This is a genomic window from Tepidimonas sp., assembly GCF_036825565.1.
Taxonomy (GTDB): domain Bacteria; phylum Pseudomonadota; class Gammaproteobacteria; order Burkholderiales; family Burkholderiaceae_C; genus Tepidimonas.
In genome coordinates, this window is the sequence record NZ_DAISXZ010000024.1 from 15,030 (window position 1) to 27,478 (window position 12,449).

Consider the following 12,449-nt stretch of genomic DNA (forward strand, 5'->3'; position numbering starts at 1 on the left):
GTTCTGGGGCGGGGGCGGCCGAGGCGGCGGCAAGCATGGGGCGGCGTCGTGGTCGAGAAGGTCCAGGCGATTATGGCGGCATTCCCGCCGTGGCGGGACGGTACTGCAGCGCTTCAGCCACATGGGCGGGCTCCACCTGCGGGCAGCCGGCCAAGTCCGCGATGGTGCGCGCCACGCGCAGTGCGCGGTGCGTGGCGCGGCCGGACCAGCCCAGCCGGGCGGCCGCCTGCTGCAGCAGCCGGAGGGCGGCCTCGTCGGCCGCGGCGTGGCGCAGCAGCGCATCGCCCTGCAGGGCGTGGTTGGAGTGACCCTGGCGCGCGTGGGCCCGGTCGCGGGCGGCCCGCACGCGCGTGCGCACGACGGCCGACGGCTCGCCCGGGGGCGCGGACAGCAACACATCGGCGGGCAGCGCCGGGACCTCGACCTGCAGGTCGATGCGGTCGAGCAGCGGGCCGCTGAGCCGGTTGCGGTAGCGCTGAATCTGATCCGGCGTGCAGCGGCAGGCGCGTGTCGTGGACCCCAGGTAGCCGCAGGGGCAGGGGTTCATGGCGGCGACGAGCTGAAAGCGCGCCGGGTATTCGACCTGGTGCGCGGCGCGCGACAGCCGCACCGTGCCGGTTTCCAGCGGCTCGCGCAGGACTTCGAGAGCACCGCGCGCAAACTCCGGCAGTTCGTCGAGAAACAGCACGCCGTGGTGGGCGAGCGAAATCTCGCCGGGCCGCGGCGGTGAACCACCGCCGACCAGCGCCGCGGCGCTGGCGCTGTGGTGCGGGGCGGCCATCGGGCGGCGGCGCCAGGCTTCGGGTCGAAACCGCCCCACCAGCGAGGCGATTGCGGCGGTCTCCAGCGCCTCGTCGTCGTTCAGCGGCGGCAGCAGGCCCGCCAGCCGGTGCGCCAGCATGGACTTGCCGGTGCCTGGTGGACCGGACAGCAACAGGCTATGGCCGCCGGCAGCGGCAATCTCCAGCGCGCGGCGGGCCGCCGCCTGCCCCTTGATGTCCACGAGGTCCAGAACTGGGGTGTCGTCATGCACCGATCTGGTGCATGGTGTGGCCCGCTGCCACCCCAACCCGGTGCCGTCCCCCGCGGGGGTGCCGGCCGCCGGGTAGCGCCGCACCACGTCGAGCAGGTGCTCCACCCGGTAGACCGTCACCCCCGGGACGAGCGCAGCCTCCTCCGCACTCGCCGCGGGCAAGACCAGCGCGACCTCTGGGGCACCGCGGGCCATCTCGGTGCGCAGCGCCAGTGCCATGGGCAGCGCGCCGCGGACGGGGCGTAAGGCGCCACTGAGCGACAACTCCCCCGCGAATTCGTGGTGGGTCAGCGCTTGCGGGTCGAGCTGGCCGCTCGCCACGAGGATGCCCAGGGCGATGGGCAGATCGAGGCGGCCGGACTCCTTGGGCAGGTCCGCGGGCGCCAGGTTGACCGTGATGCGCCGGGAGGATGGCCACTCCAGACCGCTGTTCTGGATGGCGGAGCGCACGCGCTCGCGCGCTTCTTTGACCTCGGTGTCGGCCAGCCCCACGAGGGTGAAGCTGGGCAGGCCGTTGGCCAGATGCACCTCGACATGCACCGGCTGCGCCGCAAGCCCCACGAGGGTGCGGCTGCGCACCACGCACAAACCCATGGTCGGTCGTCCTCCCTGTCCGTTCTATCGCCGTTCACCGACATGATGCCACGGCGGCGGTGGCCGGCGGGTGTTCGGTGGTTGGCACGGCTTGTGCTTCACGGGTTACGGAGCCAAGCAGCAAGGCCAGCAACCCCAAGGAAAGGACTGCCATGAAACTGGTCACCGCCATCATCAAGCCCTTCAAACTGGACGAGGTGCGCGAGGCGCTCTCGGCCATCGGCGCGCAGGGCATCACCGTCACCGAGGTCAAGGGCTTCGGTCGCCAAAAGGGCCACACCGAGCTGTACCGCGGCGCGGAGTATGTGGTCGACTTCCTGCCCAAGGTCAAGGTCGAGGCGGCCGTGGCCGACACCCTCGTCGATCGGGTGGTGGAGGCCATTGAAGGGGCCGCTCGCACCGGCAAGATCGGCGACGGCAAGATTTTCGTCTTCCCGATCGAGCAGGTCATTCGCATCCGCACCGGCGAGACCGGCGCCGACGCCCTCTGATTCCACCGAACCCTCACGTTCCCAAAGCCTCAAGGGGATTCCCATGAAAAAACTGCTGATGAGCCTGTGTCTAGGCCTCGGACTGATGTGGGGCGGCGCTGCGCTGGCCCAGACGGCCGAGGCGCCCAAAGATGCGCCCGTGGCCACCCAGGCCGCGCCGGCCGATGGCGCGGCCGCCGCACCGGCGGCTGCGGAGGCCGCCCCCGCCGCTCCGACGGTGGACAAGGGCGACGTCGCCTGGATGATGACCGCGACGCTGCTGGTCATCATGATGGTGATCCCGGGCCTGGCGCTGTTCTACGGCGGCTTGGTGCGCAGCAAGAACATGCTGTCGGTGCTGATGCAAGTGCTGATGGTGTTCTCGCTGATCACGGTGCTGTGGGCCATCTACGGCTACAGCCTGGCGTTCGGCGGCGAGGGAGCCATCATCGGCACGCTGGACAAGGTGTTCCTGATGGGGGTGACGACCGCGTCGCTGGCGGACACCTTCACCGAGAACGTCAAGATCCCCGAGCTGATCTTCGTCGCGTTCCAGGCCACGTTCGCGGGCATCACCTGCGCGCTGATCGTTGGCTCGTTCGCCGAGCGGATCAAGTTTGTCGCGGTGCTGCTGTTCAGCGCCATCTGGTTCACCTTCAGCTACCTGCCGATCGCGCACATGGTGTGGGGGCCGGGTGGCTACCTGCTGGGCAAGGGCGCGCTGGACTTTGCCGGTGGCACCGTGGTGCACATCAACGCCGCGATGGCGGGCCTGGTGGGCGCCTACATGCTCGGCAAGCGCATTGGCTACGGCCGTGAAGCCATGCCGCCGCACAGCCTGACGCTGACCATGGTGGGCGCCTCGCTGCTGTGGGTGGGCTGGTTCGGCTTCAACGCCGGCTCCAACCTGGAGTCCACCGCTGGGGCGGCGCTGGCCTTCGTCAACACCCTGGTGGCCACGGCAGCTGCGGTGCTGGCCTGGTCGATCGGCGAAGCCATGCACAAGGGCAAGGCGTCGATGTTGGGTGCGGCGTCCGGCGCGGTGGCGGGGCTGGTGGCGATCACCCCGGCGTGCGGCTCGGTCGGCCCGATGGGCGCCATCGTGATCGGGCTGGTGGCGGGCTTCCTGTGCCTGTGGGGCGTGACGGGCCTCAAGAAGATGCTGGGGGCGGACGACTCGCTGGACGTCTTTGGTGTGCACGGCGTGGGTGGTATCGTCGGCGCGCTGCTGACCGGCGTGTTCGCAGCGCCGGGCCTGGGCGGCACGGGGGCCGAGGACTTCAGCATCGCCAGCCAGCTGCTGGTGCAGGCCGAGGGGGTGGTCATCACGATGGTGTGGTCCGCCGTGGTCGCCGCCATCGCCTACAAGATCGTGGACATGATCCTGGGCCTGCGCGTCACCGAAGAGGAAGAGCGCGAGGGTCTGGACATCACCAGCCACGGCGAGTCGGCCTACAACCGCTGATCGTCTCGCCAGACACCCATCGTCTCTGGGGGTTGGGCCCGGGCCGCCACAGGCACTCGGGCCTTTTTTGTGCACGCGATGGTGTGCGCGACAGGGGGTGACGGGGACGCCGGCGACAATCGGCGGATGGAATGGCTGATCCTTACGAGCGCCTCGCTGCTGGCGGGCTTTGTGGATTCCATCGTGGGCGGCGGCGGACTGATTCTGGTGCCTGCGCTGTTTGCGGTGTTTCCGCATGCGCCGCCGGCGACCTTGCTGGGAACCAACAAAAGCGCCTCGGTCTGGGGCACGGCGACGGCCACGTGGCGTTATGCGCGACGGGTGCAAATACGCTGGTCGGCCCTGCTGCCCGCGGCGGCGGTGTGCCTGGTCTGCGCCTGGCTGGGGGCGTGGGTGGTGACGCAGGTCTCGGCGGAGCTGCTGCGGCGGGCCTTGCCCTTCATCCTTGGGGCGGTGCTGCTCTACACCCTGGCCAAAAAGGACCTGGGCTTGCACCACCGGCCCCGCTACGCCGGCCGGGCCGAAACTCTGGCCGCGTGTGCGGTCGGTGGCACCATCGGGTTCTATGACGGCTTTTTTGGTCCGGGCACGGGCAGCTTCTTCGTGTTTTTGTTCGTGCGCTGGCTGGGCTACGACTTTTTGAGCGCCAGCGCCTCGGCCAAGCTGCTCAACACCACGTCCAATGTGGCGGCAGTGGCGCTGTTTGCCTGGAAGGGGCACGTCTGGTGGTACTTCGGCCTGGCCATGGCCGTGGCCAACGTGGCCGGCAGCCTGCTGGGGACTCGGCTGGCGCTCAAGCACGGCACGGGCTTCGTGCGCGGGGTGTTCATCACCGTGGTCGCCGCCCTGATTGCCAAAACCACCTGGGACGCCTACGGCGCTCCGCCCTGATCCGCGGGTGGCCAGGGCACGTCCTGGATGCGGCGCGGCACGCCGATGGGCGCGGCGCTCTGGCCCCGCTGCGTGGCGGCGATGTCCTCCTCGCTCGGGTACAGGCCCAGCAGCAGGTAGTCGAAGACCCTGCGCGCGATGGGGGCGGCGTGGGCTGCGCCAAAGCCGGCGTTTTCCACGATGGCGGCAAGCGCCACCCGCGGGGACTCGGCCGGCGCGAAAGCGACATAGAGCGAGTGGTCGCGCTGGAATTCGGCCAGCCGGCGGGCGTCGTACTTCTCGCGCTGGCCGATGGTAACGGCTTGCGCCGTGCCCGTCTTGCCGCCGCTGCGGTACGGCGCGCCGGCGAATACCCGCGCCGACGTGCCTTCGGTGGTCACGGCGGCCATGGCGTCCAGCACGGTCTGCACATGCGCGGGCCGGTAGCCCAGCGGCCGGCCCGGCGGCTGCACCCGCGACGAGGTCACGCCCCCGTCCGGTCCGGGGGCGAGCGTCTCCAGCACGACGTGCGGCGTCTGCCGCGTCCCCCCGCTGGCCAGCGCGGCCATGGCGGTGGCGAGCTGCATCATCGTGAAGCTGTTGTAGCCCTGGCCGATGCCCAGCGAGATCGTCTCCCCCGGATGCCAGCGCTGCTGCTCGGGCGTGCGGTAGGTGGCGCGCTTCCACGCCGGGCTGGGCAGGATGCCGCGCACCTCGCCAGGCAGGTCGATGCCTGTGAGCTGCCCAAAGCCCAACGGCGCCATGAAGTCGTGGATGGCTTGCACGCCCATTTCGTGCGCCAGCGTGTAGTAGTAGACGTTGCTGGACAGGACGATGCTGCGCCGCAGGTCCACCATGCCCAGCGCGTGCTCGCCGTGGCTGCGGAAGCGGTGGTTGCCCAGCATCCAGTAGCCGGGGTCGTGAATCGCGGTCTGCGGCGTGCGCAGGCCCAGCTCCAGCGCCGCCAACGCCATGAACGGCTTGTAGGTGGAGCCGGGCGGATAGGTGCCGCGCAGCGCCCGGTTGAGCAGCGGGCGATCCAGCGATTCGTTGAGCGCGCGCCAGTTGTCGACGTCGATGCCATCGACGAACAGGTTGGGGTCGAAGCTGGGCATGCTGACCAGCGCCAGCACCTCGCCGGTCTGGGTGTCCAGCGCCACCAGCGCCCCGCGGCGCTCGCCGTACAGCCGCTCGATCAGGTGCTGCAGGCGCACGTCGATGGACAGCCGCACGGTCTCGCCCGCCTGGGGCGGGGTCACGTCCAGGCGGCGCACGGCCCGCCCCGAGGCGGAGGTCTCCACCCGCTCGAACCCCGTGCGGCCGTGCAGCCGGTCCTCCTGCGCCAGCTCCACGCCCAGCTTGCCAATGTGTGTGCTGCCGCGGTAGTTGGCCACCTTGTCCTCGGGCCAGTCGTCCATCGCCTCGCGGTCGCGCTGGCTGATGCGACCGATATAGCCCAGCACATGCGCCGCCGTCGGGCCCAGCGGATAGCGCCGCAGTTGCCGGGCCTGGATTTCCACCCCCGGCAGCAGCCACAGACGGGCGGCAACCCGGGCCATCTCCTCCTCGCTCAGGCGGGTTTTGAGCGGGACGGAGTCGAAGCGTTTGGATTCCGCAAGCAGGCGGCGAAAGCGCTGCACGTCGCGCGGCGTGATCGACACCCATTCGCTCAGGCGTTCGATCGTGCCGTCCAGATCCGGGGTGCGGGCGGGCACGATCTCCAGCGCATAGACCGGCAGGTTTTCGGCCAGCACGATGCCGTTGCGATCGACGATGCGCCCGCGCGGGGGGGTGATGGGCAGCACCGCCGTGCGGTTGCCCTCGGCCTGGGCGGCGTAGCGCTCGTGTTCGCGGATCTGCAGATGCCAGGCGCGCAGCGCCAGCAGACCGAACGCCCCCACCGCTGCCGCCAACGCCACCCACGCACGCCAGCGAAAGCGCGCGATGCGGATATCGGCGTCTTGGTACTCGGTCATCGCCGGTGGCAGGGGGCAGGGTGAGCGTGATCAGAGGGGACGGGTCTCGTCCGGGTCGTGCGCGCGGCGCTGCGGGGCGAGCAATATCCAGGTCGCCGGCATCCACAACGCGGCCGCCAGCAGCGGGGCGATCCAGGCCAGCGCGGGGGGATCGCCGTGGCCGGCGAGCAGCCGCACCAGCGCCTGCAAACCAAACGCCACCGCAAACAGCGGCAGCACATGCAGCGTCTGGCCGCGCAGGTCGAACCACAGCACCCGCCGATGCAGCGTCACGGCCAGATAGCCCATGGCGGTGTAGGCCAGCGCATGCTGGCCCAGCAACACCCCTTGGTGAACATCCACAAACAGCCCGGCGACGAACGCCACGCCCACACCGATGCGCAGCGGCTGGTGGATGGTCCAAAACACCAGCACCAGCGCCACCCAGTCCGGCAGCCACGCCGCGGCCGTGAGCTGCCCCTGCAGCACCAGCAGCAAAAACGCCGTGGCCAGTGACCCCCAAATGAAGACTGGGTTGGCCGGCAGCAGCAGTGCCTGTCCGCGCGGCAGGATCATGGGCGGTGCTCCGTCGTCGGGGCCGGCGCATCCCCCTGCGCCGGCTGCAACACCAGCACATGCAGCGCGTCGCGCATGCGGGCGGCGGGCCGGGCCAGCACCTGGGCAAAGCCCTCGCGCCCTTCGGCGCTGACCGTGCTGACGGTCGCCACCGGCAGCCCCGGTGGGTACAGGCCATCGATGCCGCTGGTCACCAGCGCGTCGCCTGCTCGGGTGGCCGTCTGCACCGGCACGAAGCGCAGGCTCAGCCCCGGCTCGTCGCGGCTGCCGTTGCCGTAAGCCAGATAGCGCTCGCCGGTGCGGGTGTTGAGCACAGGGATGGCGAGCTGTCGGTGGGCCAGCAGCGTCACTTCGCTAGTGCCGGGGTAAACGCGCGTGACCTGCCCCAGCACGCCAAAGCCGTCCATCACCGGCGCCCCCTCGCGCACACCCTGCAGCGCCCCGCGGTCGATCACCACGGCGGGCACGTAGGGGTCCGGCAGCGCGTAGAGGATTTCCGCGCCTTGGGCCGATGGGGAGAGGCGCTCGCGCAGACCGAGCAGCCGCCGCAGCTCGCGGTTTTCCTGGGCCAAATGTTCGACCAAGCCGGCGCGCTCGGCCTGCTGCGCGAGCTGCGCGCGCGCCTCGCTGGCGTCGCGCTGGGCGGCCTGCAGCGAGGCGAAGTGCTGCCCCGCCCATTGCACGGCGCGCACGGGCTGCAGCGCCAGCCATTGCACCGGGTACAGCACCGTCGCCACTCCCGCGCGCAACGGGGCCGCCCAGCGCAGCCGGGCATCCACCACCATCAGCAGCACCGCCAGGGCGCTCAGGACGAGCAGCTTCGTCAGGGCGGGTGTGCCCTGCTTGAAGAAGGGGGGCGGCGTGCGGTCGACGGTGCCCAGCGGCATGGCGGATGGCTAAGCGGCGGTCGGCGACGGGGGCCGCGAGCGGTCCGTCACTCGCTGGTGAAGATGCTGTGGCCCAGCCGGTCCATCTGCTCCAGCGCCATGCCGCAGCCGCGCACCACGCAGGTCAGCGGGTCCTCGGCCACGAACACGGGCAGGCCGGTCTCCTCGTTGAGCAGGCGGTCCAGGTCGCGCAGCAGGGCACCGCCGCCGGTCAGCATCATGCCGCGGTCGGCGATGTCGGCACCCAGCTCCGGCGGGGTCTGCTCGAGCGCCGTCTTGACCGCGCTGACGATGTTGTTGATGGGGTCGGTCAGCGCCTCCAGCACCTCGTTGGAGCTGATGATGAAGCTGCGTGGCACGCCCTCGGAGAGGTTGCGGCCTTTGACCTCCATCTCCTTGACCTCGGAGCCGGGGAAGGCGCTGCCGATGGTCTTCTTGATCGACTCGGCGGTCGGCTCGCCGATCAGTATGCCGTAGTTGCGGCGGATGTAGTTGATGATGGCCTCGTCGAACTTGTCGCCGCCGACGCGCACGCTGCCCTTGTAGACCATGCCGCCCAGGCTGATGACCCCGACCTCGGTGGTGCCGCCGCCGATGTCCACCACCATCGAGCCGGCCGCATCGGCCACCGGCAGCCCGGCGCCGATGGCGGCGGCCATCGGTTCTTCGATCAGGTAGACCTCCGAGGCGCCGGCGCCCAGCGCCGACTCGCGGATGGCGCGCCGCTCCACCTGGGTGGAGCCGCACGGCACGCAGATGATGATGCGCGGGCTCGGCTTGAGCATGGAGCGCGGGTGCACCATCTTGATGAACTGCTTGAGCATCTGCTCGGTGACGGTGAAGTCGGCGATGACCCCGTCCTTCATCGGGCGGATGGCTTCGATGTTGCCCGGTACCTTGCCAAGCATGGCCTTGGCGGCTTTGCCGACGGCCTGGATGGTCTTTTTGCCGGTGGGGCCGCCCTCGTGGCGGATGGCCACCACGGAAGGCTCGTCCAGCACGATGCCCTTGCCGCGCACATAGATGAGCGTGTTGGCCGTGCCCAGGTCGATGGCAAGGTCGGTCGAAAAATGCCGACGCAGGGATTCGAACATGGTGTGTGAGGTCCTGTGCAGCCTGCCTGCAAGGGGTGGGCGCCAGGAAGCGGGCAGGCCGTATCGTGAAACCCGGGATAATACCGCAAGGCACTTCTCACCCGCTTTACCAACGCGCCGCGTTACACCATGTCACTGACCCTACAGGATGTCGACCGCCTCGCGCATTTGGCGCGGCTGGCGCTCGACGGCCCGACGGCCGAGCGCATGCTTGGCCAGCTCAATGCGTTTTTCGACATCGTCGAGCAGATGAAGGCCGTGGACACCACGGGCGTCGTGCCGCTCGCGCACCCGGTGGAGGTGTTCACCGACGTGGCGCTGCGGCTGCGCGACGACGTCGTGAGCGAGCCCGACCGCCGCGCGGCCAACCAGGCCAGCGCCCCCGCCGTCGAGGATGGCCTGTACCTCGTGCCCCGGGTGATCGAATGAGCACGGAACTGCACCAGATGGGCGTGGCCGAGCTGGCGGCCGCGCTGGCCGCGGGCCGGGTCTCCAGCGTCGAAGCCACCCAGGCGCTGCTGCAGCGCGTGCGTGCGCACGAGGGGCTGGGCGCTTTCCTGGCCGTGGACGAGGCCGCCAGCCTGACGCAGGCCCGGGCCGCAGACGAGCGGCGCGCACGCGGCGAGCACAACCCGCTGCTGGGCGTGCCGATCGCGCACAAGGACGTCTTCGTCACGCGCGACTTCCCGACCACGGCGGGCAGCCGCATGCTGGCCGGCTACCGCAGCCCGTTCGATGCCACCGTGGTGGCCCGGCTGGGCGGGGGTGCCGACGGGCACCCCGGCGCCGGCGCGGTGACGCTGGGCAAGCTCAACTGCGACGAGTTTGCCATGGGCTCGGGCAACGACAACTCCGCGTTCGGCCCGGCGCGCAACCCCTGGGATCCCGCGCGCGTGCCGGGGGGATCGTCCGGCGGCTCGGCCGCTGCGGTGGCCGCGCGGCTGGTGCCGGGCGCGACGGGCACGGACACGGGCGGCTCGATCCGCCAGCCGGCCGCATTTTGCGGCGTCACCGGTATCAAGCCGACCTACGGCCGCTGCTCGCGCTATGGCATGGTGGCCTACGCCTCCAGCCTGGATCAGGCCGGGCCGATCGCGCGCTCGGCGCTGGACTGTGCGCTGCTGCTGTCGGCCATGGCCGGGCCCGACCCGGACCGCGACTCCACCAGCCTGGATCGCCCGGCCGAGGACTACACCCGTGGGCTGGACGAGCCGCTGCCCGGGGCCAGCGCGGGCCGCCCGCTGCAGGGGTTGCGCATCGGCCTGCCGACGGAGTTTTTTGGTGCTGGTTGCAGCGCCGATGTACAGGCCGCCGTGCGCGCCGCGCTGGCGGAGTTCGAGCGCCTGGGCGCGACGCTGGTGGACGTCAGCCTGCCGCGCACCGAACTGGCCATCCCGGCCTACTACATCATCGCCCCGGCCGAGGCCAGCTCCAACCTCGGCCGCTACGACGGGGTGCGCTACGGCCACCGCGCGGCGGAGTACACCGATTTGCTCGACATGTACCGCCGCTCGCGCAGCGAGGGGTTCGGGGCCGAGGTGCAGCGCCGCATCCTCATCGGCACCTATGTGCTCTCCCACGGCTACTACGACGCCTACTACCTCAAGGCGCAGCAGATCCGCCGCCTGATCGCGGAGGACTTCCTGCGCGCGTTCGAGCAATGCGACCTGATCGCTGGGCCGGTGGCGCCCACCGTCGCCTGGGCCATCGGCGACAAGGCGGACGATCCGCTATCGGCCTACCTGGCCGACATCTATACCCTGCCGGCGTCGCTGGCCGGGTTGCCGGGCATGAGCGTGCCGGCCGGCTTTGGCGCGGGCGGTTTGCCGGTGGGCCTGCAGCTCATCGGCCCGCACCTGGCCGAGCCGCGCCTGCTGCACGCGGCCCATCAGTTCCAGCGCGTGACCGACTGGCACACCCGTGCCCCGGCCAGCGTCACCCTCTCGCGTCAGGCCTGATCCATGACCAGCGCATCGTTTCTCGTCCAGGGCTACGAGGTCGTCATCGGCTTCGAGACCCATGCCCAGCTCGCCACGCGCAGCAAAATTTTCAGCCGCGCCGCCACGGCCTTTGGCGCCGCGCCCAACACCCAGGCCTGCGCCGTCGATCTGGCGCTGCCGGGCACGCTGCCGGTCATGAACCGCGCCGCCGTCGAGTGCGCGATCCGCTTCGGCCTGGCGGTCGGGGCGCATGTGGCGCCGCGCAGCGTGTTCGCGCGCAAAAACTACTTTTACCCGGACCTGCCCAAGGGCTACCAGATCAGCCAGTACGAGATCCCCGTGGTGCAGGGCGGGGCGATCCAGTTCTACCTGGGCGACGAGCTGCGCACCGTGCGCCTGGTGCGCGCCCACCTGGAGGAGGACGCGGGCAAGTCGCTGCACGAGGACTTCCACGGCATGAGCGGCATCGACCTCAACCGCGCCGGCACGCCGCTGCTGGAGATCGTGACCGAGCCGGACATCCGCTCCAGCGCCGAGGCCGTGGCCTACGCCAAAGAGCTGCACAAGATCGTCACCTGGATCGGTATCTGCGACGGCAACATGCAGGAGGGGTCGTTCCGCTGCGACGCCAACGTGTCCGTGCGCAAGCCCGGCCAGCCGCTGGGTACGCGGCGCGAGATCAAGAACCTCAACAGCTTCAAGTTCATGCAGCAGGCCATCGACTACGAGGTGCGCTGGCAGATCGAGCAGCTGGAGGATGGCCATGCCATCGAGCAGGCGACGGTGCTGTTCGACCCCGACACGGGCGAGACGCGCGCCATGCGCACCAAGGAGGATGCGGCCGACTACCGCTACTTCCCCGACCCGGACCTGCCGCCCCTGGTGATCCCTGCCGACTGGGTGGCGCGCGTGCAGTCCGAGATGCCCGAGCTGCCGCGGGCGATGGCCGAGCGCCTGGTGCGCGAACACGGCCTGCCTGACTACGATGCCACCACCCTGACCCAGAGCCCGGCCATGGCGGCTTACTTCGAGGCCACGGTGCGCGCCGGCGCCGCGCCCAAGGCCGCGAGCAACTGGATCATGGGCGAGGTCTCGCGCCGGCTCAACGCGGCGGAGATCGACATCGAGGCCTGTCCGGTGGCACCGGTGCTGCTGGGGGCGCTGCTGCAGCGCGTCAGCGACGGCACGGTGTCCAACAATGCGGCCAAGCAGGTGTTCGATGCGCTCTGGGCCGAGCCGGTGGGCGTGCAAGATGGATCGGCGGCGCTGGCCCGGGTGGATGCGGTCATTGCGGCCAAGGGCCTGCGGCAGATGAACGACACCGGCGCGTTGGAGGCGATCATCGCCCAGGTGATCGCCGCCAACGAGAAGAACGTGGCCGAATACCGCGCCGGCAAGGACAAGGCCTTCAACGCGCTGGTCGGGCAGGTGATGAAAGCTACCCAGGGCAAGGCCAATCCGCAGCAAGTCAACGAACTGCTCAAGCGCGCGCTGGGATGACACGGCCGGCCGCCGCGCGTGTACGGTACCACGCAGTAGCTGCAATATTTGCTGCAGCCCTCCAT

11 protein-coding genes are annotated in these 12,449 nt (G+C 70.2%); 6 read left to right on the forward strand and 5 right to left on the reverse strand.

Going from position 1 to position 12,449, the window contains the following annotated elements; all coding sequences use genetic code 11:
• Nucleotides 1-70: 70 nt before the first annotated feature.
• A complete protein-coding gene (locus tag V7026_RS05055) occupies nt 71-1,627 on the reverse strand; it encodes a YifB family Mg chelatase-like AAA ATPase (protein WP_334154193.1) in 1,557 nt (518 codons plus the stop codon).
• 152 nt (nt 1,628-1,779) lie between these two features.
• Between V7026_RS05055 and V7026_RS05060 the strand changes: the two genes are divergently transcribed.
• The 3 genes from V7026_RS05060 (at nt 1,780) to V7026_RS05070 (ending at nt 4,453) form a co-directional block, all read left to right on the forward strand.
• Complete coding sequence (locus V7026_RS05060; RefSeq protein WP_334154195.1) at nt 1,780-2,118, forward strand: P-II family nitrogen regulator; 339 nt, start codon at nt 1,780-1,782, stop codon at nt 2,116-2,118.
• Nucleotides 2,119-2,161: 43 nt separating this feature from the next.
• Complete coding sequence (locus V7026_RS05065; protein WP_334154197.1) at nt 2,162-3,562, forward strand: ammonium transporter; 1,401 nt, start codon at nt 2,162-2,164, stop codon at nt 3,560-3,562.
• 126 nt (nt 3,563-3,688) lie between these two features.
• Nucleotides 3,689-4,453 carry a TSUP family transporter gene (locus tag V7026_RS05070; protein ID WP_334154199.1) on the forward strand — a complete coding sequence of 255 codons (765 nt, stop codon included), beginning with the start codon at nt 3,689-3,691 and terminating at the stop codon, nt 4,451-4,453.
• Here the strand turns inward: V7026_RS05070 and mrdA are convergent.
• The 4 genes from mrdA to V7026_RS05090 are packed head-to-tail and all read right to left on the reverse strand — an operon-like array spanning nt 4,435 to nt 8,944.
• Nucleotides 4,435-6,408 (reverse strand): penicillin-binding protein 2, encoded by a 1,974-nt coding sequence (gene mrdA / locus V7026_RS05075; protein ID WP_334154202.1) that lies wholly within the window; start codon nt 6,406-6,408, stop codon nt 4,435-4,437. The genes V7026_RS05070 and mrdA overlap by 19 nt on opposite strands.
• A 30-nt stretch (nt 6,409-6,438) precedes the next feature.
• Entirely contained in the window at nt 6,439-6,963 is a 525-nt protein-coding gene (mreD, locus tag V7026_RS05080) for a rod shape-determining protein MreD (protein ID WP_334154204.1), read from the reverse strand.
• Nucleotides 6,960-7,850, reverse strand: a complete 891-nt coding sequence (mreC, locus tag V7026_RS05085; protein ID WP_334154206.1) for a rod shape-determining protein MreC — start codon at nt 7,848-7,850, stop codon at nt 6,960-6,962. Before mreC ends, mreD begins: the two co-directional genes overlap by 4 nt.
• A 47-nt stretch (nt 7,851-7,897) precedes the next feature.
• Nucleotides 7,898-8,944 carry a rod shape-determining protein gene (locus tag V7026_RS05090; protein ID WP_334154208.1) on the reverse strand — a complete coding sequence of 349 codons (1,047 nt, stop codon included), beginning with the start codon at nt 8,942-8,944 and terminating at the stop codon, nt 7,898-7,900.
• A 129-nt stretch (nt 8,945-9,073) separates the two neighbouring features.
• Here V7026_RS05090 and gatC point away from each other — a divergent pair, with 129 nt between their 5' ends.
• From gatC to gatB, 3 genes are read left to right on the forward strand one after another with little or no spacing between them, the layout of a single operon-like run.
• Nucleotides 9,074-9,373, forward strand: coding sequence for an Asp-tRNA(Asn)/Glu-tRNA(Gln) amidotransferase subunit GatC (gene gatC, locus V7026_RS05095; RefSeq protein ID WP_334154210.1), 300 nt, complete (start codon nt 9,074-9,076; stop codon nt 9,371-9,373).
• A complete protein-coding gene (gatA, locus tag V7026_RS05100) occupies nt 9,370-10,902 on the forward strand; it encodes an Asp-tRNA(Asn)/Glu-tRNA(Gln) amidotransferase subunit GatA (protein ID WP_334154212.1) in 1,533 nt (510 codons plus the stop codon). The genes gatC and gatA overlap by 4 nt, the downstream gene beginning before the upstream one ends.
• A gap of 3 nt (nt 10,903-10,905) precedes the next feature.
• Nucleotides 10,906-12,384, forward strand: a complete 1,479-nt coding sequence (gene gatB, locus V7026_RS05105) for an Asp-tRNA(Asn)/Glu-tRNA(Gln) amidotransferase subunit GatB (protein ID WP_334154214.1) — start codon at nt 10,906-10,908, stop codon at nt 12,382-12,384.
• Nucleotides 12,385-12,449: the final 65 nt, after the last annotated feature.

Excerpts from the sequence above, each read along its gene's own strand:
- V7026_RS05055 (WP_334154193.1), bottom strand. The coding sequence starts at position 1,627 with ATGGGTTTGTGCGTGGTGCGCAGCCGCACCCTCGTGGGGCTTGCGGCG.
- V7026_RS05060 (WP_334154195.1), top strand. The coding sequence starts at position 1,780 with ATGAAACTGGTCACCGCCATCATCAAGCCCTTCAAACTGGACGAGGTG.
- V7026_RS05065 (WP_334154197.1), top strand. The coding sequence starts at position 2,162 with ATGAAAAAACTGCTGATGAGCCTGTGTCTAGGCCTCGGACTGATGTGG.
- V7026_RS05070 (WP_334154199.1), top strand. The coding sequence starts at position 3,689 with ATGGAATGGCTGATCCTTACGAGCGCCTCGCTGCTGGCGGGCTTTGTG.
- mrdA (WP_334154202.1), bottom strand. The coding sequence starts at position 6,408 with ATGACCGAGTACCAAGACGCCGATATCCGCATCGCGCGCTTTCGCTGG.
- mreD (WP_334154204.1), bottom strand. The coding sequence starts at position 6,963 with ATGATCCTGCCGCGCGGACAGGCACTGCTGCTGCCGGCCAACCCAGTC.
- mreC (WP_334154206.1), bottom strand. The coding sequence starts at position 7,850 with ATGCCGCTGGGCACCGTCGACCGCACGCCGCCCCCCTTCTTCAAGCAG.
- V7026_RS05090 (WP_334154208.1), bottom strand. The coding sequence starts at position 8,944 with ATGTTCGAATCCCTGCGTCGGCATTTTTCGACCGACCTTGCCATCGAC.
- gatC (WP_334154210.1), top strand. The coding sequence starts at position 9,074 with ATGTCACTGACCCTACAGGATGTCGACCGCCTCGCGCATTTGGCGCGG.
- gatA (WP_334154212.1), top strand. The coding sequence starts at position 9,370 with ATGAGCACGGAACTGCACCAGATGGGCGTGGCCGAGCTGGCGGCCGCG.
- gatB (WP_334154214.1), top strand. The coding sequence starts at position 10,906 with ATGACCAGCGCATCGTTTCTCGTCCAGGGCTACGAGGTCGTCATCGGC.